19 protein-coding genes are annotated in these 26619 nt (G+C 36.3%); 5 read left to right on the top strand and 14 right to left on the bottom strand.

Annotated features, from left to right (window positions below):
- Positions 1-304 precede the first annotated feature (304 nt).
- From ACM26V_RS20540 to betB, 7 genes are all read right to left on the bottom strand, one after another.
- Positions 305-1243: a glycosyl hydrolase gene (locus ACM26V_RS20540; RefSeq protein WP_416148634.1), complete on the bottom strand. Its 939-nt coding sequence runs from the start codon at positions 1241-1243 to the stop codon at positions 305-307.
- A 500-nt stretch (positions 1244-1743) separates the two neighbouring features.
- Complete coding sequence (locus ACM26V_RS20535; protein ID WP_416148633.1) at positions 1744-1989, bottom strand: hypothetical protein; 246 nt, start codon at positions 1987-1989, stop codon at positions 1744-1746.
- Between the two features lie 370 nt (positions 1990-2359).
- Complete coding sequence (locus ACM26V_RS20530) at positions 2360-3769, bottom strand: family 43 glycosylhydrolase (RefSeq protein WP_416148632.1); 1410 nt, start codon at positions 3767-3769, stop codon at positions 2360-2362.
- A 66-nt stretch (positions 3770-3835) separates the two neighbouring features.
- The gene (locus ACM26V_RS20525; protein ID WP_416148631.1) at positions 3836-6085 is read right to left on the bottom strand and encodes a glycosyl hydrolase family 95 catalytic domain-containing protein; all 2250 of its coding nucleotides are present in this window, start codon (positions 6083-6085) and stop codon (positions 3836-3838) included.
- Between the two features lie 219 nt (positions 6086-6304).
- Entirely contained in the window at positions 6305-7807 is a 1503-nt protein-coding gene (locus tag ACM26V_RS20520) for a glycoside hydrolase family 43 protein (protein WP_416148630.1), read from the bottom strand.
- A gap of 774 nt (positions 7808-8581) precedes the next feature.
- Positions 8582-12094, bottom strand: a complete 3513-nt coding sequence (locus ACM26V_RS20515; RefSeq protein ID WP_416148629.1) for a carbohydrate binding domain-containing protein — start codon at positions 12092-12094, stop codon at positions 8582-8584.
- A gap of 525 nt (positions 12095-12619) precedes the next feature.
- On the bottom strand, positions 12620-14098 hold the full coding sequence (gene betB, locus ACM26V_RS20510; protein WP_416148628.1) for a betaine-aldehyde dehydrogenase: 1479 nt from the start codon (positions 14096-14098) through the stop codon (positions 12620-12622).
- A 283-nt stretch (positions 14099-14381) separates the two neighbouring features.
- Between betB and cudC the strand changes: the two genes are divergently transcribed.
- A complete protein-coding gene (cudC, locus tag ACM26V_RS20505; protein WP_416148627.1) occupies positions 14382-14927 on the top strand; it encodes a choline uptake/conversion transcriptional regulator CudC in 546 nt (181 codons plus the stop codon).
- 197 nt (positions 14928-15124) lie between these two features.
- Positions 15125-16021, top strand: a complete 897-nt coding sequence (locus ACM26V_RS20500; RefSeq protein WP_416148626.1) for a glycine betaine ABC transporter substrate-binding protein — start codon at positions 15125-15127, stop codon at positions 16019-16021.
- A gap of 554 nt (positions 16022-16575) precedes the next feature.
- Here ACM26V_RS20500 and ACM26V_RS20495 read toward each other — a convergent pair.
- The 3 genes from ACM26V_RS20495 to ACM26V_RS20485 all read right to left on the bottom strand — a co-directional run bounded on the left by ACM26V_RS20495 (position 16576) and on the right by ACM26V_RS20485 (position 18244).
- On the bottom strand, positions 16576-17748 hold the full coding sequence (locus tag ACM26V_RS20495; RefSeq protein WP_416148625.1) for a DUF418 domain-containing protein: 1173 nt from the start codon (positions 17746-17748) through the stop codon (positions 16576-16578).
- A 68-nt stretch (positions 17749-17816) separates the two neighbouring features.
- Complete coding sequence (locus ACM26V_RS20490; protein ID WP_416148624.1) at positions 17817-18074, bottom strand: hypothetical protein; 258 nt, start codon at positions 18072-18074, stop codon at positions 17817-17819.
- A complete protein-coding gene (locus ACM26V_RS20485; protein ID WP_416148623.1) occupies positions 18020-18244 on the bottom strand; it encodes a hypothetical protein in 225 nt (74 codons plus the stop codon). The genes ACM26V_RS20490 and ACM26V_RS20485 overlap by 55 nt, the downstream gene beginning before the upstream one ends.
- A 963-nt stretch (positions 18245-19207) precedes the next feature.
- On the opposite strand from ACM26V_RS20485, the gene ACM26V_RS20480 reads away from it, so the two are divergent.
- Positions 19208-19981 carry a hypothetical protein gene (locus tag ACM26V_RS20480; protein WP_416148622.1) on the top strand — a complete coding sequence of 258 codons (774 nt, stop codon included), beginning with the start codon at positions 19208-19210 and terminating at the stop codon, positions 19979-19981.
- Positions 19982-20125: 144 nt separating this feature from the next.
- On the top strand, positions 20126-20743 hold the full coding sequence (locus tag ACM26V_RS20475; protein WP_416148621.1) for a hypothetical protein: 618 nt from the start codon (positions 20126-20128) through the stop codon (positions 20741-20743).
- Between the two features lie 311 nt (positions 20744-21054).
- Here ACM26V_RS20475 and ACM26V_RS20470 read toward each other — a convergent pair whose 3' ends face one another.
- The 3 genes from ACM26V_RS20470 to betA form a co-directional block, all read right to left on the bottom strand.
- Complete coding sequence (locus ACM26V_RS20470; protein WP_416148620.1) at positions 21055-21801, bottom strand: class I SAM-dependent methyltransferase; 747 nt, start codon at positions 21799-21801, stop codon at positions 21055-21057.
- A 218-nt stretch (positions 21802-22019) separates the two neighbouring features.
- Positions 22020-22430 carry a GNAT family N-acetyltransferase gene (locus ACM26V_RS20465; protein WP_416148619.1) on the bottom strand — a complete coding sequence of 137 codons (411 nt, stop codon included), beginning with the start codon at positions 22428-22430 and terminating at the stop codon, positions 22020-22022.
- Positions 22431-22739: 309 nt separating this feature from the next.
- Positions 22740-24425, bottom strand: a complete 1686-nt coding sequence (betA, locus tag ACM26V_RS20460; RefSeq protein ID WP_416148618.1) for a choline dehydrogenase — start codon at positions 24423-24425, stop codon at positions 22740-22742.
- A 479-nt stretch (positions 24426-24904) separates the two neighbouring features.
- Here betA and ACM26V_RS20455 point away from each other — a divergent pair, with 479 nt between their 5' ends.
- Positions 24905-25192, top strand: a complete 288-nt coding sequence (locus tag ACM26V_RS20455) for a hypothetical protein (RefSeq protein ID WP_416148617.1) — start codon at positions 24905-24907, stop codon at positions 25190-25192.
- A 461-nt stretch (positions 25193-25653) separates the two neighbouring features.
- On the opposite strand, the gene ACM26V_RS20450 is transcribed toward ACM26V_RS20455, so the two are convergent.
- Positions 25654-26607, bottom strand: a complete 954-nt coding sequence (locus tag ACM26V_RS20450; protein ID WP_416148616.1) for a diguanylate cyclase domain-containing protein — start codon at positions 26605-26607, stop codon at positions 25654-25656.
- Positions 26608-26619 lie beyond the last annotated feature (12 nt).

Genomic DNA, 26619 nt, shown 5'->3' with positions numbered 1-26619 from the left:
TCCCCCTAAAACTAATTTTCTGTAAGTTCACTTTTGATAACATTTAATTATCTTTATTATAAAATTTTATTATCAATTAACCATTTTACATGAATAATAGATTAAAATATATAGGAATATGTTTCTCACTGGGAACTAAACGATTAATTTTAACAAAAACTTTGGAGTATCTATTCTCCAGCGTATTATGAAAGCTAGCGTACGTAAATAAAGGCGATAACATGTCAAAAAAGCCTGACCTTGACCAGCAAGTACAGACTTTCATTCGAATACAAGCTAAAAGCACTTCGACTACCTAGTATTTTTAACTGGTAGTACCCAATTCCAATTGCACAACTTCATTGCGGTGGCATGTCATTATTCCATTTTCTAATGAAAGTTCTCCAACTTGAATAGAGGAACGCCTAGAGGCATAACTCTGTTCGTCCATATCGCCGTGAACATCAGGATGAGTGAAGTAGAAGATATACGCCTTCTCGTCATCAGTAACGAGAACATCTGCATGACGACCATAATCTCCGTCATCTTCTCTCATTCCAAATTCTTGGAGGATTACCGTTTGCTCTTGCCAATCGTCACAATTTTTAGATTGATAAACGACTTGTCCTTTCCAGCAATCAACGATTAGCCAATAATATGATTTCCAAAAGAATACATTTGCTCCCTCATGTGGGTACTCATCGAGAACTTGACCAATGACTTCCCATTTATATAGGTCCTCACTTTTGGCTACCCACGTTGAAGAATTCTTTGCTTCATCTTTATACCACATTCTCCATGTTCCATCAGGGTGAGGATGAATCGCTGCATCAATAACATAACTTGAACTAAGTTGAAGTTTTGATTGAAATGACCAATCCCACATATTATCACTCGTATAATGCAAAATATTTCTTTCGTGCCCAGCCCAATCAGTTGGTATTCCTTGAATATATGTCACATACATATGGTATTTACCTTGATATTCAATTACCTCTGGAGCCCAAAAAGTATTGTGGCCTGGTTCAATATCAAGATTTGGAATTGTCCCACGATATGTCCATTCATATCCATCCGAAGAACTTGCTACTCCTAAGGCAGACCCATGCACCCAAGAGTGTCCGATAGGTTGAGATGATGCTCTTCGACTAGTATAAATTAGCCACCACTTATCCTCAATATTGTTATAAATAATCGTTGGATCCGTAGCACCATCATAAATTGGATCACGATAAAGAGGCGTTGGTAACATATTTTTAGACATACTTATCATCCTTTCAAAGTCTCATTTACGATTATAGTAATCGTTTACAATATAACTGAAAATTTGTCCTTTTCACCCAAATATAGCATATACCTTTCCTATTTTAACAAAGAGCTGATTCCTATGCAGATGGATTGAAGCTATTTGTTGAAAATAAATTACAATTATTATTAATTGAAATTAGTAGTTTATTAAAATCAGTGAGAACGAGTGTCATATTCTTTAAATCGGTAATAAAACATTCACTTGAGTTTTTTATCACCAGTAACCTTACTACGCACCTAAAATTAGTTGATAATATGTAATAACCACACATATACTCGATTTTCGATATGTATAATTTTTTTATTTTTACGTTCGTCCCCTAAGAACTTTCTCATGGCTTTCTTCATATACATATATTAGGATTTGATAAAAGCTAACAGAGTTGATTGATTTAAATCATTCACAAATCCTGTATAAAAACAGGGGAGAGCGCTTGATGCTCCCCCTAAAAAATGTTAAAAACTAACAGAGTTGATTGATCGCGGTGAAACTCTTGTTTTTCCCGGCAAATTAACCGATGGCCCTGGCGCTACTCCAAGTCGAGCATGAGTGAAATTCGCGTTACAGTCTCTATCAAATCCTTGAAATTTCCCTACTAATAAACCTTGTTTACCTCCTCCATTGTATTGGATAACCACACGTGTTCCGGGATTGACATTTAGTAAAGCTGATGCAGCTCCAGAAATAGGATGACAAAACATGCTAGATCCTCCTTTCTTAAGGTGTACTTCATTGTATGTCAAAAAAAATATAATGCCTGTACTTACATACTAGAAAATAAGTTTAAATATCTTATTCCTTATATTTTTTTCTGTTTCTTGTTTGCAATGAACTGAACACCAATCAAGCTTACACCGCACTAACTAAATTCCACTAATTCATATTTTATCGATTCATAGCAATTAAGCTCCCTAGTAATTATACTTGAGAGCTTAACTTTTTACTTATTTAGGATTCTTCTGCGTGATATTATGACCGAATGTTCAGGCGCCAATTAATAAAAAGATCATACTAATCATTAAATGCGAAAGGGGGCACCTCTAAACCTTCACAAATGAACTTCTTTAATATCTATTCAAGTGTAAAAGAGGCCAAGGCAGCTCTACCATTCCCAGTGTAAGTTAAATACAAAGCCTGAACTCCATCTGGGATAAGAACGTCAGAAGAATATTCAGTCCACACATTTGTAAACTTAACTGGAATCTTTGCTAGTGCTGGACCATCCCATGAAGTTTTTACTTCAAAAGCACCACTACAATACCCTCTAACCTTAATCTTGATATTTCTAATCCCCTTACAATCAAAATACTTAAAACCAGCTGTTGCAGATTCAGTCATATTGATAATATATCCTATTTCCTCATCTCCATCTTTTCCATCCTGAGTAATTTTTGGGAATTGAGTATTCATCCAGAGATCACCTGTATACATTTCTTCATCTCGGCAGAACAGATTACATGCAATAAAAGCTGGATACTCGCCACGTCCAATAAGTGGTCCGCCATTAGTACCGCACGAAGTCATTTCAACTTGTGGTATCGCACCGTCTTCAAGAAATTCGATCGGTTCAACACATCCCTGACGACTGAAATTCGATCCATTAGTATGGCGATGATAAAAAACATACCATTTTCCACTAATCTCAACGATACTGCCATGATTATTCCCCCCATAGAACATAGGCTTGTTAACAGGTTTATAAGAATCTATATGCAAGTCATTATTGCTAACTATAACTCCACGACAAACAAAATTCTCTGTAGGATGGTTGCTCGTAGCGTAACACAACTCATGCATGACTATGGAAGAATAAACGAAATAGTAAGTGTCACCTTTCTTACGCATCGAAGGAGCTTCAAAAAACTCATGCCCTTCAAAACTACTCCCTTTACTATATGGTTCACTTGGTGCTATGATCTTCGGTTCTTCTAATATAGTAATCATATCTGGCCCTAGCACCGTCGCCATAGACCCGCTTCTGGATTTGTCACCCTTTGCACAAAAACCAGTATACAGGTATGTTTTCGTTCCTTCGGTCAGTACGCCAGGGTCAAATTGAGGTTCATCTCCATCTCTTTCCCCTAAAAGAAAGCCATCTGCGTCACGTACATATCCATAAAATTCGTATTTTCCAGCTGGCGAATCACAAACAGCCACTGACACAACAGGGACTTTATCTAGTACATAATACAAGTAATATCGTCCGTCCGGTCCAACAGTGGCATCTGGAGCATAAAGACACATTTCTGCGGTTTGATTCAATGGATCGTCTGTTTTTTTGTAAATTACACCTTCATACTGCCAATTTGCTAAATTATCAATGGGCGCAGACCAGCATACATAATCATTTAAACAGTACGCATGCCCGTTAAAACAATCATGAGATCCGTAAACATAAACTCTGTCATTAAAAACATGCGGTTCTGCATCTGGGATATATTCCCACGATGGAAGATAAGGGTTCAGACCTTGCTTTTTCATTATTAGCACCTCAATTTTTATATTAGTAGATATTTAACAAATTCTTTTGCGTAGCACTTATTGACCTTACTTATCATCAAATACTAGCTGATAAGTCTGTCCTTCCGTTGTCTTCAAATCTATACTTTCATTATTATATAGAATTACACAGTTTTCACCTTTAAGTGAATAAATCGTAGCACATGTTAATTTCCCCTCATCCCATGACAAGTCAACTTCAAAACCGCCTCTAGCTTTTAGACCACTGACATTTCCTTTTCTCCATTCCTTAGGTAGTGCTGGAAACAAGTGTATTTTTTTGTTATGACTTTGAAGTAATAGCTCAGCAATACCTGCTGTCCCTCCAAAGTTTCCATCAATCTGAAATGGTGGGTGGTTATCGAGTAAGTTTGGTAGAGTAGAAGACTTAAGCAATTCTACAATATGTTGATAAGCTAACTCTCCTTCTTCTAAACGAGCCCACATATTGATAATCCAAGCACGGCTCCAACCAGTATGACCACCACCAGAAAGCAATCTTCTTTCAAGTGTTACTTTCGCTGCCTTAACTAAGTTAGGTGTAGAGCTTGGTGATATTTGATTTCCAGGGTAAAGGGCAAATAAGTGTGAAATATGACGATGTCCGGGTTCTTCTTCATCATAATCTTCCAGCCATTCTTGTATTTGTCCGTGTTTCCCTATTTTTGGCTTCGGTATTTTTTCTATTAGCCCTATTAATTGAAGTCGAAAATTTTCATCTGTACCTAAAATTTCACTTGCTCTAATGCAATTTGAAAACAGAGAAAATATGATTTGGCTATCCATTGATGGTCCTTCACACAAGGTTCCTTTTTCTCCATTTGGTAAAATATATGTGTTTTCTGGTGATACTGAAGGGGTTGTTATTAACAATCCATCTCCATTTTCGATTAAAAAATCAACGAAAAATAAAGATGCTTCCTTTAAAGTGTCATATGAGGATCCCAGGAATTCTACATCACGTGTAAATTCAAAATGCTCCCACAGGTGTAAACATAGCCATGCTGCACCCATTGGCCAGATAGTTGCTGGCATATAAATGTCTTGTGGGGCTGTATCTCCCCAAATATCGGTGTTATGATGGGCCGTGAAACCTCTACATCCGTACATGCTCTCTGCAGTTTTTTTACCATTTTCTTTTATTTTTTCAATATGTTCAAACAATGGTTGATGACATTCTGATAAATTACATATTTCTGCAGGCCAATAATTCATTTGAGCATTGATATTAATAGTATATTTACTGTCCCAAGGAGGCAACATGTTCTCATTCCAAATCCCCTGCAAAGTCGCTGGCAAAGAATTAGGGCGACTGGAAGAAATTAATAAATATCGTCCAAAATGAAAATATGTACTGATTAATGTTAGATCCTCTTTACCCTGTTTCATTAAGTCTAAGCGTTGGTCTGTAGGTAACTCTGTTAATTGCTCATTAGAATCACCTATTTGAAAATTTACTTTATGAAATAATTCTTGATAATCTTGAATATGATTTCGTCTTAACTTCTGATATTCCTTTTTAGAAACTCGCTCTATGATGGTCAAGCATTGTTTCTCTGGATCATCATATCGATAAGAAGTTGCCGCTGCGAGAATTAATGTTACCGAATCTGCTTTTTCAATAAATAATTGATTTCCGAGTGTTTTAACTGAGCCATTTTCATGTATTATTTTTATTCCACATCGAAATACAATACCCCCTTTTCCACCTGTTTCACCTCGCATGATTAAAGTGTTTTCCGATACAGATTCTAGTTCATCAAAATTTCTTCCGTTTCCGCGATCTAGCGAAGTTCGAAACGATATCGAGTTTCCTTCAGAGGCTGTTAAACGAATCACCATTACTTGATCTGGATAACTATTAAATATTTCTCGGTTAAATGTGACATCACCTAAAGTATATTGTACTTTCGTAATAGCATTATCCAAGTCTAACTGTCTAGTATAATTAGATGCTCTTGTTTCTCGGTGGTTCATATCTAGTAATAAATCACCTAGTGGTTCATAATGACGCTGTGTTTCTGGCGTACCTGTAAAAGCAATCGCTGCCAAATTTTCAGCCTCTTTTAATCTTCCATCTGATAATAACTTTCTAATTTGAGATAAGTGTTTTAATGCATCTGGATTATTTCGATCTCTTGGTCCACCGTACCAAACGGAATCTTCATTTAATTGGATTCTTTCCTTATGGATTAGACCAAAAACCATCCCTCCTAATCTACCATTACCTATTGGTAAAGCTTCATTCCAATCATTAGCTGGTTGTTTATACCAAAGTAGCTTATTCGTATTTTTCATAGATGGTTCCTTTCTGATCTAAGCTTAAGTAAAGATGAGAACGCTCTCTTATAAGTGTTTAACTGGTTCAGATAATATAGTATCGAGGTTACCACCTCTTATATCGAAGTTACGTAGACCGGAATCATCGTAAAAAGGTCCAAAAACCTTGCACGTTATCAAGTGCTTCCTAATAAATTGCGGCTCTTCTTCATCTAAGGTAAACTCTGTTGGTTTTTCTCAATGATTTTTGTTTTTAGAATTTTTAACTTCGTCCCCTTTTGCTTCTGTGAATTGCCAATAATCAAAATTAAATAAATTCCCTTCAGCTTCGCCAGTAAACATAAAGTACACATCGTGGACTCCTGAGACGCTAATTACATCCGTTTCCATTAAAATCCACTCTTGATTTCCACCTGTCGGATTAACTTCAAGTGTTCCAATAACGTCACCATCTTTACTGTCTAATCGAATTTCTATTGCACCACCAACAGTTGAGGCGATATTAGCTCTAAATGTCTTAGGTCCATCCTCTCCGAAATCCGCTTGTGATACAGCTATCCAGTTTCCGTCATTAATATCTGTAACATTCAGATTAACACTTGCTAATGGGCTTCCTGGTGCCGCAGATACCTCAGTTGAGATCCCAGCATTCCACCCAATTGTTTCAGCCTCAGTTCTCTGATATGGATTTAAGTTTGCAACTTGAGATACACCTTTCATATCTGCTTGAATGTCTAATATTTTACCATTCTCATCATATTCAACCTTATTTATATGCGGCGAACGGTAACCTTGAACAGTACCTAAAGCATCGCCTAATGTTTGAGCATGGTAAGCAACATAGCCCTGACCTTTAAACTCGAAGAAGTCTTGGTGGTTGTTTCCACCGACTCCAAAAAACTGAGACCCATTTCTTAAGGCGACACCTTTATAAGTAAATGGCCCCATAGGTTTATCACTTACCATGTAACCAATATCAGCATATCCTGGGTCATCTCCCTGACGATCCCCAGAAAAATTCGTGCTATATGAGTAGTAATACTTTCCATCATGTTTGTGAATACCGCTTGATTCAAAATGGAATGGTGAATCTATTAATTTTGCTTCACCTACTACACTCGTCATATCGTCACCTAATTTAATGACTCGAGCTGTTCGTGGGTGTAACGCTTGTTCTTGAGTAGGGTTCTCTCCACCCGGAACTCCCCCACCGTAATATAGATACCCTTCCCCATCATCGTCAACTAGTACAGCCGGATCAAAAATCCAGACAACGCCTTCAGTACCGGGTGTATTTCCATCAATTAAAGGCTTTCCAATAGGATCTTCCCACGGTCCAAGTGGAGAATCAGCGGTTAGTACACCAACTCCTGAGCCATTATTTGAAAAATACATGAAGAATTTTTCCACACCATCGATTTTTTTATTTTCTAATGCTACTGCCCACGAATTAGTCGCCCAAGTTGCTTCACCTTCTGGTCCCGCCACTGGAACCGCACCATGATCGGTCCAGTTGACCATATCGTCAGACGAAATAACAGTTATTGTATTAATACTTCCATAGTGGTTATTAACTACTTCCCCAGCCTCATCATATTCGTATACGTCATTTGTTAAATATACATATACTCTGTCATCATAAACGATTGCATTTGGATCCGCTCCAAATTTATGACTTATAAGAGGGTTATTGTTCCCTGGAACCTTAGCAACTGCTTCTGCAACTTTTACAAACATCATTTATCACTCCATATATTAGTCTTAACTACTATTATAACGGTGTTTCCATCCTTTTAATGCTAATGGGTTGAACTTCGGTTAAATATTAATATGAATAGTCGAATTACCGTAATTTCTCACAAAATCAACCGCTTTATCACGGTAGTCATCTAAAATATACTGCAACGAAGGGTAAACAGGAGATTAAAGCCTTCGCTTGGTTTCAATTAGTTATCGCGATTTCCTCGTACTTCTGAAAACTCAATTTTCACTTAGTGTTCCTCTAGCCATTGAATCCATTAAACTCTCCCATGCACGCTATATTATAATACCTGCCTCCTTTATGAATTTAATACCCTCTTCAATCATTTCAACACATTTGTTTATACCCTTAAGTGAATGCGCTTTCTTTTACAGTGCAAACGTCATTCTTGCTATTTTTTAACTTGAAGAGAGTAATAGAGTTGCTACTCCTGACTTAAAACGTTTAATTCTTTCGAGATCTTCAGATTAACAACACCATATTTTTTATAAAATTCTTCTAATTCAAAATTTTATCATATACAGAAGATTGCGTCTAATTAGGGGCTACTGACTAACTTAAGTCTCTGCAAAGACGATCCTGTTTTTATCAAAGTAGTATGCTTCTTTCATGGCTTCACTTTAGGTAGAAAAGTCGTCAATCCGCTTCAGCCAATGCCTTGCTTCATCTTATTCCCAATCGAACTCTGCTAATTCTTATTTTAACGTTTTATAGCAATTAAGCTCCCAAGTAATTTACTTGGGAGCTTAATTTTACTTATTTAGTATTCTTCTTCTACGTGATATTATTACTAATGTTGAGCCTCCAGCTAACAATAAGATCATACCTATTATCAAATAGTTAAACTGGTTCGTAGCTGTACTCGGTAACTTATCTCCTCCGCCAACATTGCCCTGATCATTATGACTAGTTTTACCGTGATACCCATTTTGATCAACATCTTTGCCTTGACCAGCTTGTCCATCTTGGCCGTCTTCTCCATCTTGTCCATCCTGGCCGTCATTTCCGTCATTTCCATCTTGGCCATCTTGTCCATCCTGACCGTCTTCTCCGTCTTCTCCGTCTTGTCCATCCTGGCCGTCTTCTCCATCTTGTCCATCCTGGCCATCTTCTCCGTCTTGTCCATCCTGGCCGTCTTCTCCATCTTGTCCATCCTGGCCGTCTTCTCCGTCTTGTCCATCCTGGCCGTCTTCTCCGTCTTGTCCATCACCTGGTGATTCTTGATCTTCTACAAATACCCCGTATGTGGAGAAGTGTGAAACAGATATTGTAATTACATGATTCTCTTCATCAATTTCACCACCACGATGTTCCCACTCATCTGTTTCTTCATTGTAATAATAGATTCCTAGACGATCTAAATCTGCATCTGCATCATTACCTAGTACTAATATGAATTCATTCGTAGGCATTGTTGATCCATCTGGATATTCAAACATAAAGGTCAGCCGATCGCCAGCTGATGTTAATCCTTCATAGTTTGTTTCTTCAAAATCTTTGCTCGCAACTTTTACTTTTGTTCCTACCGGTAGATCCGATGGCATCGTTATTTTACTCTTTGTGCCGCTAATCGTATATGTTTCTTCTGCCTTTACTTCTTGTGCATCTTCTCCATCTAAAACTAACTCTGTTGTTCCTTCTCCTGGAGTTTCATCCCCAGGATCTTCACCTTCGTCCCCTTCTCCCCCTGTAAATTGCCAATAATCAAAATTAAATAAATTCCCTTCACCTTCGCCAGTAAACATAAAGTACACATCGTGGACTCCTGAGACGCTAGTTACATCCGTTTCTATTAAACTCCATTCTTGATCTCCACCCGTCGGATTAACTTCAAGTGTTCCAATAACGTCACCTTCTTTACTGCCTAATCGAATTTCAATTGCACCACCAACAGTTGAGGCGACATTAGCTTCAAATGTCTCAGCTCCATTCTCTCCGAAATCCGCTTGTGATACAGCTACCCAGTTTCCGTCATTAATATCTGTAACATTCAGATTAACACTTGCTAATGGGCTTCCTGGTGCCTCAGATACCTCAGTTGAGATACCAGCATTCCACCCAATTGTTTCAGCCTCGGTTCTCTGATATGGATTCAAGTTTGCTACTTGAGATACACCTTTCATATCTGCTATAATATCTAAAATATTACCATTCTCATCATATTCAACCTTATTTATATGAGGCGAACGGTAACCTTGAACAGTACCTAAAGCATCGCCTAATGTTTGAGCATGATAAGCAACATAGCTCTGCCCTTTAAACTCAAAGAAATCTTGGTGGTTGTTTCCACCGACTCCAAAAAACTGAGACCCATTTCTTAAGGCGACACCTTCATAAGTAAATGGACCCATAGGATTATCGCTTACCATGTAACCAATATCTGCATAACCTGGGTCATCTCCCTGGCGATTCCCAGAAAAATTCGTACTATATGAGTAGTAATACTTTCCATCATATTTGTGAATACCACTTGATTCAAAATGGAATGGTGAATCTATTAATTGTGCTTCACCTACTACGCTCGTCATATCGTCACCTAATTTAATGACTCGAGCTGTTTGTGGGTGTTCCGCTTGTTCTTGAGTAGGGTTATTTCCACCAGGAACTCCACCTCCGTAATATAGATACCCTTCCCCATCATCGTCAACTAGTACAGCTGGATCAAAAATCCAAACAACACCCTGAGTACCAGGTGTACTCCCATCAATTAAAGGTTGTCCAATAGGATCTTCCCACGGTCCAAGAGGAGAATCAGCGGTTAGTACACCAATTCCTGAGCCATTATTTGAAAAATACATGAAGAATTTTTCTTCACCATCGATTTCCTTATTTTCTACTGCTACTGCCCACGAATTAATTGCCCAAGTTGATTCACCATTTGGCCCAGCTACTGGAACTGCACCATGATCAGTCCAGTTGACCATATCATCAGAAGAAATAACAGTTATCGTATTAATACCTCCATAGGAGTTATTCACTACATTTCCATTTCCATCATATTCGTATTCATCATTTGTTAAATACATATATACTCTGCCATCATAAACGATTGCATTTGGGTCCGCTCCAAATTTATGGCTTATAAGCGGGTTATTACTCCCCGGAACCTTAGCAATTGCTTCTGTACCATCATATTGATCACCTGGAATTACTACTGGTGGAGTACTCAATTCTAGTCCAAATGATACATCATCCACATAGAAATCCATTAAATCATTTACAGGATCAGGTGGAACTGCATAGGATGTCTCAATAAAGATATACGTCTCCGACAAATCCGCATCTTCGGGAATTGTGTAAGTACCTTCAATCGTCCCCCATTCACCTTTATTGATAGTTCCTGATTCCATCACATCTATCCCTTGCCAACTAGGACCATGTTGGATGTTGAAATTAAATCCTTTTTGGTCTGGCCCTTCAGTGTATTTCACCTTTGTTGAAAATTCATATGTTTCACCTGCTTGTACTTTTCCAGTTATCTCTTGTAGTGGTCCATCATCAAATGCTTCTCTATTAGTAACCAGCAAACTATATGATCCACTACTATATTCTTGGTCAGTGACCTCAACCACAGCCACACCTTTGTTAGCCCATGGCTCTAACCCTTCTTCAAAACCACCATTTTCAATAATATTTGAATCTAAATCAACAAATGACACATCATCCACGTAAAAATCCATTAAATCGTTTACTTGATCAGCTGTAGCTGCGTAGGTTGTCTCAATAAAAATAAACGTTTCCGATAAATCTGCATCTTCTGGGATTGTATAGGTACCTTCAACCGTACTCCACTCGCCTTTATTAATCGTTGTTGATCCCATCACGTCAATATTTTCCCAGCTTGGACCATGTTGGATATTGAAATTAAATCCTTTCCGGTCAGGTCCTTCGGTATATTTCACCTTTGCTGAAAATTTATATGTTCCTCCAACTTTTACTTTTCCAGTTATATATTGTTGCGGTCCATCAACTGTTGATTGTCGATCAAAGACTAATAGACTATGTGACCCACTGTTATATTCTTGATCGGTAACCTCAACAGATGCATCACGATAATTCATCCATGGCTCTAACCCTTCCTCAAAGCCTCCATTTTCTAGTAATTCTGTTCCTCCAAATGAATCTTGTAAATCTTCAGCTAATATTAAATTACTTGGAATAAGGCTGAATATTAGAATGAAAATTAATGAAACTAGAAATGACCTCTTGCCTATTTTTCTGGAATTCCTTCGCAAAAAATAATCTGAATTTTGTTTTAAATTCAAAACAATGATACCTCCTCTTTTTTGTAAGCGCTTAAATTTCACTCCTAAAAATGATGTCATTACTTCAGATATTACTACTCAGTCAGCAACACCTCCTTAAAGAATTAATTCTGACCTCATTAGACATTGACTGAATTATGTTTCATATTTCCTTATATTATTTTATCTTAAAACTCATCACTGTATTAAACAATGTAATTTCTTTTGGAAAAATTACAATATTTATTTAATTCAGTCAATTTAAATAATTTTCTATAAAATTCCTACAAATAAACAGAATACATACCCTCAAAATCTTAATGATTTGACTGCTTTACTTTGTATTAAAATAGAATAAGAAAATAAGAACAATATGATAAGGACCATAAAAAAAAGATGTTTCCAATATAAGTTGGGTAACTTAATTGGAAACACCTCTAGTGTACTTATTTCGACTAATAGCTCTCTAACTGCACTGTTTCATCTCTAGTACATACCAGAAATATGTGTTACTTCAACACCATAGTTTCTCCTTAGATTGATAGCTTAGAACCAGTTGATCGCTTCAGGTTTAAGGTTTTGGAAGATATGTTTTGTTTCTGTATATTCTTCAATTCCTAGTTTTCCTAGTTCGCGTCCAATACCAGACTGCTTAAATCCGCCCCATGGTGCATGTGGGAAGTAAAGGTTGAATTCATTAATCCAAACAGTGCCCATGCGCATCTTTGTTGCACAACGTTCAGCTTTTATAATATCGTTTGTCCAAACGCCACCAGCAAGTCCGTAGATAGAGTCATTAGAAAGCTTTACCGCTTCCTCTTCTGTACAGAATTTCTCAACCGTGATAACTGGACCGAATGCTTCATCTTGAACAATGCTCATGTCTGTTGTACAGTCCGCGAAAATAGTGGGTAAGTAGAAAAATCCACTTTGTAGTTCTGGATTTTCTGGACGGGTACCACCAACTGCTAATGTAGCACCTTCTTTAATACCTGCTTCTACATACTTTTCTACTTTCGCTCGGTGCTCTGCAGAAATAAGTGGGCCCATTTGTGTGTCTTCGTCAAATCCGCTTCCAAGCTTAAATTTTTTCACTCGCTCAACAAGAGCGTTAACGAACTCATCATGAATGCTTTCTTCTACAATTAGTCTTGTACCAGCGGAACAGATCTGTCCTGCGTGGAAGAACACTGCATTTAATGCTTGATCTACAGCAATATCAAAATCAGCATCAGCAAAGATGATGTTTGGGTTTTTTCCTCCTAGTTCAAGTGCAAGCTTCTTTACATTAATGCTTGCCGCTTGCATGATTTTCTTCCCAGTAACAATGCCACCTGTAAAGGAAATAAGGTCGACATCAATGCTGCTAGCTAGCTCCGCTCCAACTGTATGACCAGCACCAAGTACTAGGTTAGCAACACCAGCAGGTACTCCTACTTCTTCCATAAGTTCAAATACTTTAATAGTAGTAAGTGGTGTAATTTCACTTGGCTTCATTATTAAAGTATTTCCAGTCGCAAGTGCCGGAGCTAGTTTCCAAGATGCTTGAAGTAACGGATAATTCCACGGTGTAATTTGACCACAAACTCCAACTGGTTCATGAACTACTTTACTAATAGAGTTTGCCACTGGAGAATCAATCAGTTCTCCGCCATTTTTATCCGCAAGCTCTGCATAATATCGAAATACTCCTGCGATATCATCCATGTCTCCACGGCTTTCTTCTACCGTTTTACCAGTATCTAATGATTCTAATATAGCAAGTTCTTCTCTATCTCTTTCTATTAATTCTGCAATTTTTCTTACGATAGTTCCTCGCTCGGTTGCTGGAGTGGAAGACCATTCTCCATTATCAAATGCTGCTCTTGCTGCAGCGATTGCTTGTTTTGCATCTGATTCATTACCTTCTGGAACAGTAGCAATAATTTCCTGGTTAAATGGATTAATAATATCACGCGTATTACCTGAGTTCGCGTCTACCCATTTACCATTAATGTATTGTTGTTGTTTTAGACTCAAATCCATCAACTCCAATTTCCGACTAAGTTAAGTTTGTTAAAAATATATTTAATACTTTAAAATGCTAACACGTATATTTGAGGGTGTCAAAGATACTTTCACAACATAAAAGTTTAGAAAGATTTAAAATGAACTAGAATGCTTGTAATACTGCGTTAGTAGACAGATTCAATTGGCTTAAATCAGGTTTTTCCATTTGACATTTAATCTGAGGACGGTATCATAAACCTTGTGAAGAAGATTCAGAAATAATTTAATTTCCTTAACTTTATTTAGAAGGAGGGACTATGTGAGTGATTCTACTGAAAGACCGAAAATAGAAGAAGCGAAAGATAAAGTCATTGGCGCCATTGCAGAGACAATGGATTTATATGGTGTGACACCATCTGCTGCAAATTTATATGCAACGATGTACTTTAAAGATCAGATGACTCTTGATGAAATGCGTAGGGAGCTCGAAATGAGTAAACCGAGTATGAGCACTAGTGTCCGTAAGCTCCAAGAAATAGAAATGGTTAAAAAAACATTTACTCGTGGCTCTCGCAAGCATACCTATGTAGCTGAGAAAAATTTCTTTCGTTCCTTTATGGTGTTTTATTGTCATATGTGGGAACGAGAAGTAAAAACGAATATGGAAGCAATTGAGGAAGCGCAAGAGGATTTAATAGATGCCATTAAAGATCCTGCTAGTACTCCAGAAACTGTTACAGAAGCAAAAAAACACTATGATCAATTAGAAGATTCTAAGACATACTATCACTGGTTGACAGACTTAGTTACAAGTATAAGAAGTGGTGAAATATTTGAGTTTCTACCTAAAGACAAGCAAGATTAATTTGTAAAGAAATGATCAGGTAGTCTATATAGAAAGATTGCTATAGACTACCTCCAGCATTTGAATGTTTCACTTCTATCTTCTAAATAGAAGATAGGTTTAGTTTTGTATTAATGTTAAAATATTTCTTAACGTATTTAATCTTCGAAATATTTTAATTTAATAAATATATACACAACAAAGAGGAGTTTTTCTAGATGAACAGATGGAAAAAAGAATTTAGTTTTATCTTAGCGTTACTAATTGTTGCTCTACTGACAGCATGCGGAAGCAATGGTGAGGAAACAAACAATGAACAAGCTAGTGCAGAAACAGAGGCGAGTGAAGAATTAACAATTGCTCAGATCAACTGGGCCGAAAATATTGCCGTAACAAATATGTGGAAAGTAATTTTAGAAGATAAAGGTTACGACGTGACTTTAAGCTTATTAGACATGGGTGTTACGATGGAGGCTTTAGAAACTAGCGAGCTAGATGTTAGTTTAGAAATATGGTTACCAGTTCAAGATGCAAATTATTTGGAAACATATGAAGATACTATTAACTTTTCAGAATCTACTTGGTTTGATAATGCAAAAGTAGGGCTTGTTGTTCCAACCTATTTAGAAGATGTTAATAGTGTAGAAGACCTAAATGAACATGCAGAACTGTTTGATGGAAATATTGTCGGTTTTGATTCTGGCGCAGGTACGATGGAAGTGACGGAACAATTAATTGAAGATTATAATCTTGACTTCGAACTACAGCCAAGCTCTGAACCTGCGATGTTAACTGCGATTGGACAAGCAATAGAAAATGAAGAACCGATCGTGTCCCCACTTTGGAGCCCACACTCGGTATTTTCTAACTATGACTTGAAATTCCTAGATGATCCGCAAAATACATTCGGCGGTGTAGAAAAAATCCACCATGCTACAAGACTTGATTTTGCAGATGATTATCCACAAATCAGCGAGTGGTTTAACAATTGGAAGATGGATGACGAAGAAATTGGCGAACTTATCGACTATGTTGAAAGTGCCGAAGACCCTCTTGATGGAGCTGAGAAATGGATTGATGAGAATGAAGAATTGATTGGTGAATGGGTTAAATAAAGGCATGACTAAATAGATAATGGAAATATAGAAGCTAGTCTCTCAAAAATGAGGGACTAGCTTCTTTTGCAATTATATAATCAATTTACATGTTTCCCTTTTCATTACAGGTAAATAAAGTTCCGATTCTGTCATGTTTTTATCAGCGATGCTACAGGATTTTTCTACATATACCAACGCGTTTATACCATGGAGTAACTTCTAGAAATTAAGGATTTACAATGTTAAGATAAGAAAATGGATTCATTAAAAAGGTAGCAAAACCTAAACAAGACCTTAAATATAAAGTGGTCCGTATCTATCCAGATGATGCAAAACTATTAAAACGATCGCATTTAAGCACGGCAAATCCTACGATCCTGAGTAGAATGGTTTAGCTACTAAGGAGGGGCTGTTTTTATGGAAACCGTAAGGACAACACAGCAACGAACTTATTAGACTTTAGCGATCCTTTGTGTCGTCATCCTTGGCGGCTTGCTGTTGCTTTTCCATCCAAATATTTTAATATCACTCGTAGCATGAGCAGGAATATTAGCCGTGACGGTAGTTGTCCTCTACGCTGCATTCTTTTTGTTATTTATAAGAAACATAGGTAGGTTAATTAATTTACGCCAAATGATCTCAAAAGGACCCGTAGAAAACTTTTTTAACCAAACGTGTGCAAAGAGTATTAATGTACATGAAATAAGTAACCAAACTACAATGATTCCAATAGCGTTTAACTGTCCACCTAATGCGAATCCCCACCCGTAAAAGAGGATTGAAGCAATCATGTTTTGTAACATATAACAGCTAAGAGCGGTTCTCCCAACTTCTGTTAACCTTCGAAACAAAAAGGAGAATACTTTCTTCTCTAAAAGCAAATGGAACAGCATAAAATATCCTAGTGCCATTAATGGAGCAAATAGATACCTTACAATGACCGCCATAGAATAAGTAGGTAAAAAGACAAGAGCATTTAAAGGAATCCCTATTCCAAGTCCAATAATTAGTAACTTCTTCCTTCTCCTCCTCCCATCTTCACTGTTTTCAAAAATACTCGTTCTTATTAAATATACGCCTAGCAGAAAAAGTAAAATATTCATTGGGATGATCCCGATAGCCTCTCCTCTGAGTCCCCAAAAATCAGTGAACCGATACACAACTTGGTCCCAATATGAATTAGATAAGTATATAGATGACATTTGCTGAATTTCTCGTAAAAATTCTTCACGAGCACTATCTATCCGGAAGATCACTTCTATGAGAATACCCAATAACATAACGCCTATCACATGTATTATTCCTAAAACAATAGCTATTCTCTTAATAATTTTATTTTTAAACTTTAGTATAAATGCCACAATCATACCGGTTATGGCATAGCTCATTAGAACATCAAATTCAAAAACAAACAAATAATGAAGAAATCCATCAACGAGTAACAGCATCATTCCCCATACATATAGCCAAGGCCATAATTTTTTTTGATTATGCCTAATATATGACCTCCGCTTAATTTCCAACCCCATCCCAAATAAAATAGTGAGAAGTCCGAGAAATTTTCCATTCATGAAGAAGAGAAATATGGCCTCGACTACTGTTTCCCAATTCCCGTACCAATAATTATCATCATCAATCAAAAAATCAATGCTCCCAAGGGTGGCAAAAATCCAAATGTTTGTTCCGAGGGTTCCGATTATTGCAGCACCTCTAGCAATATCCAAAACTGGGATCCTATTTTTCATTATCTAACCTACCTACCTCTCTAGTATTTAATAATGCATCGTTAATTTAAGTACAATTATTCACGCTGTTAAGTTAGACTCTCTATAAAATCCTCTGTTTTTTCAATTGCATCTTCTCTCGAAAATGTATCTCCTTGATAACTGAATAAATAGTGACCTTCATCAACTTCGAAAACTAAATAATGGCCAAATTCATTTTCATCAATTCGAAGTTTTTCTCCATGAATATTGATTTCTTCTCCGTAATTTCCAGCCTCACCTTTACTGTAATTTAACATGAACTTTTCTGCACCTTCATACTGACCATAAAGCAGTTCAGCGTCCATCTTTCTTCATAGTTCGCTACTTGCTCCTCTGTTTGGAAATTTTCCGCCAAATCCCCTTTTTCTGAAACATAGTGGACATTGACCATATCAGGTTCACCACCTCGATATGAAACAAAAGATGTACTAATTTCTAAATCGTCGATTTCAGGAACAAATACATCAGTTTGCATTTTTTATTAATTTCAGAGTTCAAATCGCTTAAATCATTCATTTCCTCGCTTCTTTCCTCTGATGCACATCCTATTTATGCAAGAAATAACCAAAGACTTAATATGATTGTTATGTATTTCATTATTTCCCTCCTTCGTATAATCTCACTTATATATGAAAACTCTTCTTCAACTAAACCCCATTAGTTTAAAGGAAATATTTCACATACTCTTATATTTTTTAACTTCATGTTAACATAAATTTTCCAATTACAGCTTTTATTTGTAATGATTTTCCGATAAAAATCACACTAATGTTCAACAATCAGGCCCGATTGTTGAACAGCTAACTCCTATAAATAAAATCTCTTTAATAAAATTTTTTTCGTAAATAGTGAAAGGAAATATTAACTTATTAAACTATCTCCCTTAATATAAATCCTTTTTCAAGTAGTAATGTTTATTGATACTATGTCAAGAAAATGGACAGAGCGAATAGGGAGATTCTAATCAAACCCTACCGCGCTTTGCTTGCTGTCCTTTTACAGCTAGGTAAGGATTTGAATTTATCACCTCTTTGCTTCTGTTTCTTTAGTTATTTGGTATAACGTCTTGTTTAGGGAGGTTACCTCTCTTAAAATACCGATGGTTCCAATGATTTTTTATTATTATCCAATAAATTACCAAATTTACAAGGTATCTTATTTTTTATGCGATGTTATTGATTAGAAAAACTTGGCTTGTCGCCAAGTCCTTCTTGACGACAAGCCTTAGTTTAATCCTCTAGCGAAGTTAAAGATTGTAAAAGTATAAAAAAACTATAAGATACTATAAGTTTAAATTTATAGTCACAAATAATTCACAAATAGTCAATATAATACATTGAATTTTTTTACATTTATAATTATTATTGTAATTATTAAGCGCTATTAATCTTATTATCTATTTATTTGCTTTAATAACTCTTATTAAGGAGGAGAAGTTATGAAATACTTAAGATTACTATTAGTAGTTACTCTTTTACTCATCTTGACCATTCCCACACAAACGTTTGCAAATGTAGACAATACTGATAACGATAAACAAATTTCAGATAATTATATTCCTGAATATGTACAAGAACTTGTCAAGAAACAAGAAGCTGAAAGTCAATTTCAATTACCAGAGGTAAAAGCTTGGGAAGAAGATTTAGATGGAACTATTAAGGAAGTAATTCCACTAAGTGAGCGACCATTATCTTCTATGATTGGAGAGGTAAGTATTATGGCCCCTCCAAAGGATGGTTTTGTTTATAAATTTGATCGTTATATAGCGGATAGTGTTAAAAGAAACTGGACTTATAAATCTGCAGGAACTATTAGGATACGAAATACTTTATCGACCTCTACTCAGGCTCACTACACACAACAGAATACCACAACTACCAAATGGAGCGTGGCTGGGGAAATTAGTGGAAGTGCGACTATAGGAAACTCATTTTTAGGAGCAGTTGAAAGTAAATTGTCTATCAGTGCAGGTAGAGATAAGAGTTGGACCTCTGGAAGGACTTACGGAGTAAAACAAAAGATTCCTGCGAGAACTACTGCATATGTTACGGCTTATGCAGTTGGTGCAAATACTGGCGGTAGAATTGCATATAAAAAGTACTCTCCATCCGGTACCTCCTTGGTTGGAATGTATTATGAAACTAAAGGCGGTACAGCCATTAGTAAGAACGATGCAAGTATTGAAATTACGGCAAAAGAACCAATTAAATAATCTCTTTGAGAATAGACGTGCTAAGACTCTTAATAGAGTCTTAGTTTTTCATCTCAAAATAAAATACATTCCCGTTGAAACTATTGTTCCACAGTAATGACAATAGATTTCGTTGAATATGAATTTAAAGGAGGTTTAATAGGCTTGAAACAGGTAAAAAAAGTTATGTTTATTATAATTGTAATAGTTTTATTTGGTTGCACAGAAAAGGAAAATATTAATGATGATATAAGTAAAGAATCTATTCCTATTGAGGAAAGAACTAATAACGATAGTGAAATTCAGGAACATAAAAATGATGATCAAATACTAAATTATCCTGCATTCCAAGTATTAACGAAGAATTTATCTGACTCAGTTAAAATTGATGGTTATACATTTAAAGATAGTTCAATGGGAATAGATGCTATTAGAATTGACGAAAGATTAAGTTTTGGTGAACGGCAGTGGATAACTGAGAATGGGAAACTAGAGTCTCCTTTGAAATCGACTCAAGAAACTTTCTTCTATGAAAATAGTGATCAAAGTCGATTAATAATTATAACTGCTGCATATTCTCCAAATTATATAGGAGATAATATTTTGTATTACAATGTTAACTCTGGTTACGATATTAATGAGAATTTAGCAAAGTTAAATGATGTTATTACAATTAGTTTTCGTAATTTAACCTTTACAGTTATGCAAACGTCTGAAGATATTGATATGGATGTAACTCAAGAGTTCACCCTAGGTATTATCCATTTTCTTGAAGACATTTAAGCGACCGTAATAATTCACACCCCCTATTATAAGTGAACAGTGCAAAAAAGAACCTACCCTTTATCAACGAAATGTACTAGGGTAGGTTATCTATTTAATTAATATCTTAATGAAAACCTAAAGGTCTTCGTTTACCATTAGTTTTCTATATGAAAACTCGTTTGACTTGTCTTCGGTTCACACCATTAAAATTGAAACATTTTCTGAACCCTTCATATTTTTCCGCTAATTTTTTTAACCGTTACCATCTCTTAAACTAATAAAAAGCTGCCATAAGACAGCTTTTTAACTGAAATAGATTTGACCATATTTTACTTTTTAGCTACTATGAGAAACCTTTTAGAGTTTGTTCGAATTCCTTTTTCCGTTCGATTATTTTCAATAAAATCATCGAGTATTTCAAAGTCCGTCTTTTCCTGACCAAAGTTTGCAATAGTGGGTGTGTGTTTAAGTAAAAATATAAGGTCTTCCGGCCGTTGAAAATAATCTGTAGAATTATATTCGAAGGATTGAACGTCGGAAAAACCTACTTCTTTTAATTCTTGAACATATCTTTCATATAATGCCCCATCTTCTTCTATTACATTGCCTCGATCAAATGCTTTTTTTATATTTAATTTGTCACCCTCACCAACTTGTTGGGTTATAAAATATCCGCCTTTTTTGATCACTCTATCGACTTCCATTGGACTAAATGGTGCATGACGACATGAGACTAAATCATAAAAGTTGGTTGGAAATGCCAAGTTTTCAGAAGACATATGAGAAAATCGCACATTTAATATTCCAGATTTTTTCAAATTAGATTGAGCTGTTTTCATCATTCCAATAGATCTATCAATTCCAACTAAGAGCAACAATGAAGGTGCAAGGTTTAATAGATTTTCCCCTCCGCCTGTACCAATATCAAGTAGGATATCAGAAGTTTTAGACCTTTTCATTATTTCATCGTTAAAGTCCCACTTTGCGCCTTCAGATACAATCTTCAGATTACTAAAATCCCATCCATTTGCTTTTCCGACCGTATCATAAAAATTTTCATAATCTAATTTTTTCACTTTTTTCCACCTTTCAAAAGTAAAAAGCCAAGGCACTTCAATAACAGCGCCTTGGTTCCCGCAGTTTATATAAATGACCCTAGATACTTCGAACAAACCGATAATACATTCCATTCACCCCATTTGAAAGATTAGATTAAGTATAATTAATAAATGAAAAATTGTAAAAAATCAACTGTTTCTTATTTCGCTAAACTGCCCGTTAAAAAGTTCATTCTTTAATCAATTACTAACCCTCTTGCCATAGACTCTCTTTCTTTAAACTTAAATTTTTTATAAAAATCATGGGCATCTTCAGTAGCAAGAGCAAAACGAGTATACTTTATTTCTGGATGCTGTAAAATACATTCCATCAACCAGTAACCTAATCCGTTTCTCCTATAATTTTCATTAATTACAACATCTAAAAGCCATGAAAACACAGCTTTATCAGTAACAACCCTTGCAAAACCGATTTGTTTTTGATTATCATAAAGACCAAAAGAAATAGAATTTTTCATGCTCTTTTCGATTATTTCTTTCTTTCTATCTGCAGCCCAATATGTATTCGACAACAAGTAAAAAACTGTATCTAAATCTATCAATGAAATATCATCACTTACCATAAAATTCCCCTTATTCCAATTCAACTTTATCCCCTCCAATAAAATACAAAACCTCTCAGCCTAATAACGCCTTTTAATTTTAAACCATTGCAAACACAACTATTCAATAGTGAAAAAAATTAGATATTAAACTTTCCAATAAACAATGTATATATCGTGAATCTAAATAACTTAATTATACCATAATATCCCATATTACGTACTCAATCCTCTTTAATAATCAGGTTAGTCACAGAGTCCAGCACAAAAAAGAAGGCACTCTTTCTTAAAATGTATGCCTTGAACTGGCAAAAACACTTTGAAAGAGTCCTTCTTACGAAAGAATTATTTAACTTAACCTTTTATTGTCCCTGCGTCGGTTGGATGTACTCCATGACGATAGTAGTCAGCATTAATAGGCTCTAGTGGTTTAAGTCCAAGGATTAAGTCCGCAGCCTTTTCCGCCAACATCAACACCGGTGCATGAATATTACCGTTAGTGACATAAGGCATGGCTGACGCATCGACCACTCGTACATTGTCTAGTCCATGGACCTTCATGGTTAGCGGGTCTACTACAGCCATAGGATCTGAAGCTGGTCCCATTTTTGCCGTACACGACGGATGAAGTGCAGTCTCCGCGTCTTTCGCCACCCAATCCAAAATCTCCTCATCTGTTTGAACGGAAGTACCAGGTGAAATTTCGCCTGAATTGTAAGGTGCGATAGCTTTCTGAGACATAATTTCCCTTGAAATTCGTATCGCTTCAATCCATTCACGTCGGTCCTGATCCGTTGAAAGATAGTTGTAGACCATGCTCGGATATTCTTTAGGATCTTTCGAACGAATCTTTAATGACCCTCGAGAATCAGAGTACATAGGTCCGACATGTACCTGGAATCCGTGAGCAGTGTCTGCTTTTTTCCCATCGTACCGTACCGCTACCGGAAGAAAGTGAAACATCAAATTTGGATAGTCGACGTCTTCGTTAGAACGAACAAAACCTCCGCCCTCGAAATGATTGGTTGCTGCTGGACCTTTTCGTCCGAGCAACCACTGCAAACCGATCCAAGGCATACGCGCTTTATTTAAACTAGGCTGCTGTGAAACAGGCTCTGGACAAGAGTATTGGATATAGGCTTCAAGATGATCCTGAAGGTTTTCACCTACACCAGGAAGATCAACTACCGGTTTGATACCAAGTGAGCGCAAGTGCTCCGCATCACCGACACCTGACAATTGAAGTAGCTGCGGTGTATTGATTGCACCGCCCGATAGTATGACTTCACCTGCATTAACTTGATGAATCTTACCATTTCGTTGATATGTCACACCTTTAGCTCGGGTACCTTCGAAATCGATACTCGCAACAAAAGCACGAGTTTTCACAGTGAGATTCTTACGTTTCATAGCCGGATGTAGATATGCTCGTGAAGCTGACAAACGTCTGCCTTTGTACACATGCTTATCAAACGGACCAAATCCCTCCTGACGAAAACCGTTTACATCAGGCGTTCGCGAGTAACCAGCCTCGACACCAGCGTTAAAGAAGGCTTGGAATAAAGGGTTAGTAGCTGGCCCACGTTCCAATTTAAGAGGACCATCGTGACCACGAAGCTCATCATCTGGCTCCGAAGCTAAAGCATTTTCCAAACGTTTGAAATACGGGAGACAGTTAGCAAATCCCCACGTTTCCATACCAGGATCCGCGCCCCAACGTTCATAGTCCATCGGATTACCACGTTGGAAAATCATACCGTTGATTGAGCTCGAACCTCCAAGTACTTTTCCTCGGGCATGCTTGATACGTCGTCCATCCATATAAGGTTCTGGATCAGATACGTATTTCCAGTCGTATAAAGATTTCCCTGCGGGGAACGGCAAAGCTGCTGGCATTTGAATTAACAGATCCCATGCAAAATCTTTTCGCCCTGCCTCTAACACAAGAACATTGCGTGTCCCATCTGCACTTAAACGGTCGCCGAGAACAGAACCCGCACTACCGCCACCTATAATAACTATATCGTATGTTTCTTCCATGTTTAATTACCTCCTTGAATGTTAAAAAAAATGATTCGGTGATTAAAACTATATTAAAAGCATTCATCAATAACTCACCTTCAGTTATTGAAACTAGCTAGTAGTTTGATAGTTTTTTAAGAGATTTACTAAACCAATTTAATGCCTTAGGTTCAATTACGTTAACTTTGTTAAATATTTATTTAATATATTTAACATATTAAATTTATCATATTATATTTTCTTTGTAAACCGGCGCCTACATTGTATTTGAACTATCAACGTCTTGCGTACTAATAAAACTTCAATAATTCATGGGCCTAAGCTATTTAGATGAATTTATAAGCAAGAAAAAGTATGATAAAAGAAAAGGTCAATTAACCTTTCATTCTGCAACTACTACTTATAATATTTAAAAAGGATCGGTTTTAATCCTAAACGGTTTTCACACGACTTTTTTAAAGAATTTAAGTAAAATACAAAATACTGGAGGTTTTAAAATGAATAAAGGAATAGAAAAATTAGTAGCGATAAGAGAAGTAACGAGAGAAGAGTTTGTTGACTTAGCTCAAAGTGGCATTCGTGAATTGTTTGAAATTGAACAATATAAAGTTATTGATGCCTCGAAAGGCGAAGAGTTAAATCATTTTGTTTACGATACTGGAAATCACAATTGTTATTTAATAAATATAGATACATGCTATGAATTAGTTACAGCTTTCTATTGTGGCGGAAGCAAACCTTCTATCATCGATAATCTAAACACAATCGCTTCATCAATTAAATAAGTATATTTATATATACGAAAAAGGGAACTTCTCTAAGTCCCCTTTTTCGTATTAAGATATTCAATTTCAACAAAAATTAGAGGCAAATAGTCATTCATTTCAAATTTCATACTCTTTTCCGCACTCATATTTATGGTTGCTAAATTACTTTTATTTCTTCCTTATTTGCGGAAAAAATATACAATTCGTGGCAAGATGCCGAACCTCTAACCATTTCGTTAACGATAGACCCATAATTATTAATAACCACTATCACCACCAATAAATTATTAACACAAACCATATCTCTTCAAGTCAGAAATCGTATTCGTCAAACAAATGAGTTTTATTTGTACCCGATTACTAAGGCATTCATGAATGGATAACACCTTGCAATTATTGATATTGGACACACTTTAAAGGATAGGCAGAAAACCAAGAGGACGATTCTTTTTCGACCACAACAACCGGGTCACCCTTGGTCAAAATGTAACAATTTGGTTTCGACCCAGTTCCTTTGCTTTATATAATGCCTGATCTGCTCTCTCTGAAATTTCCTCCTTTTGCAAAATATCCGTAGGCTTCATTGTCGCGATTCCACCACTAATCGTGACATAATTACTAGCAGAGGATTTCCCATGTACAATTTGTAAACCTTGAATATTATCCTTCATCTGATTTGCAATCATTTCCGCATCCTGTTGAGACGTGTTTGGTAAAATGACCACGAATTCTTCTCCACCGTATCTAGCTACAAGATCTCTTGGTCTTTGAACAGTATTAGCTAATTTTGTTCCGACTTTTTTCAAGCACTCATCACCCTTAGCGTGACCATAAATATCATTATATTCTTTAAAAAAATCTATATCAATTAAAATCAAGGATACTTGTGAAGCCTCTCGAATTGCATTTCCCCACTCTTTTTCAAGATTGTCATCATAATTCCGCCTATTCGGAATCTGTGTTAATCCATCTATATAAGATAAAGTTCTTAGCTTGGCATTCGCCTCTTCTAGTTCCATTGCCTGTTGCTTGATTTTCTGTTTTTGTCTGTGTAATTCCATAAATACTTTTACTTTACTAATTAAAAACTCTGGTACAATTGGCTTTAGTAAATAATCGACTGCACCTGAATCATAAGCCTTACTTACATATTTATCTTCTTTACTAATCGCCGTCACAAAAATAATAGGTATATACTTTGTACGATCACTGGATTTCATTATTTCTGCTACTTCAAATCCATCCATCTCTGGCATTTGTACGTCCAAAAGTACTAGAGCGATTTCTTCTTCGATCATTAAACTTAATGCATCATTGCCTGAATTTGCTTTTAATAACTTTACGTCCAAGCCTTCCAAAATGGCTTCTAAGGCTAAAAGATTCTCTGCTCGGTCATCTACCATTAACACCTTACAATTATTCGCTTCTGTCATAAAAACAAATTC

This window comes from Salipaludibacillus sp. HK11 (genome assembly GCF_047795645.1).
GTDB lineage: Bacteria > Bacillota > Bacilli > Bacillales > Salisediminibacteriaceae > Salipaludibacillus.
Note: the sequence above shows the minus strand (reverse complement) of the source record. Positions and strands in the feature narration are given on the sequence as shown.

Excerpts from the sequence above, each read along its gene's own strand:
- ACM26V_RS20480 (WP_416148622.1), top strand. The coding sequence starts at position 19,208 with ATGAAATACTTAAGATTACTATTAGTAGTTACTCTTTTACTCATCTTG.
- ACM26V_RS20450 (WP_416148616.1), bottom strand. The coding sequence starts at position 26,607 with ATGACAGAAGCGAATAATTGTAAGGTGTTAATGGTAGATGACCGAGCA.
- ACM26V_RS20530 (WP_416148632.1), bottom strand. The coding sequence starts at position 3,769 with ATGAAAAAGCAAGGTCTGAACCCTTATCTTCCATCGTGGGAATATATC.
- ACM26V_RS20520 (WP_416148630.1), bottom strand. The coding sequence starts at position 7,807 with ATGATGTTTGTAAAAGTTGCAGAAGCAGTTGCTAAGGTTCCAGGGAAC.
- ACM26V_RS20485 (WP_416148623.1), bottom strand. The coding sequence starts at position 18,244 with ATGCAAACTGATGTATTTGTTCCTGAAATCGACGATTTAGAAATTAGT.
- betB (WP_416148628.1), bottom strand. The coding sequence starts at position 14,098 with ATGGATTTGAGTCTAAAACAACAACAATACATTAATGGTAAATGGGTA.
- ACM26V_RS20540 (WP_416148634.1), bottom strand. The coding sequence starts at position 1,243 with ATGTCTAAAAATATGTTACCAACGCCTCTTTATCGTGATCCAATTTAT.
- ACM26V_RS20535 (WP_416148633.1), bottom strand. The coding sequence starts at position 1,989 with ATGTTTTGTCATCCTATTTCTGGAGCTGCATCAGCTTTACTAAATGTC.
- ACM26V_RS20500 (WP_416148626.1), top strand. The coding sequence starts at position 15,125 with ATGAACAGATGGAAAAAAGAATTTAGTTTTATCTTAGCGTTACTAATT.
- ACM26V_RS20495 (WP_416148625.1), bottom strand. The coding sequence starts at position 17,748 with ATGAAAAATAGGATCCCAGTTTTGGATATTGCTAGAGGTGCTGCAATA.
- ACM26V_RS20490 (WP_416148624.1), bottom strand. The coding sequence starts at position 18,074 with ATGGACGCTGAACTGCTTTATGGTCAGTATGAAGGTGCAGAAAAGTTC.
- ACM26V_RS20525 (WP_416148631.1), bottom strand. The coding sequence starts at position 6,085 with ATGAAAAATACGAATAAGCTACTTTGGTATAAACAACCAGCTAATGAT.
- ACM26V_RS20455 (WP_416148617.1), top strand. The coding sequence starts at position 24,905 with ATGAATAAAGGAATAGAAAAATTAGTAGCGATAAGAGAAGTAACGAGA.
- betA (WP_416148618.1), bottom strand. The coding sequence starts at position 24,425 with ATGGAAGAAACATACGATATAGTTATTATAGGTGGCGGTAGTGCGGGT.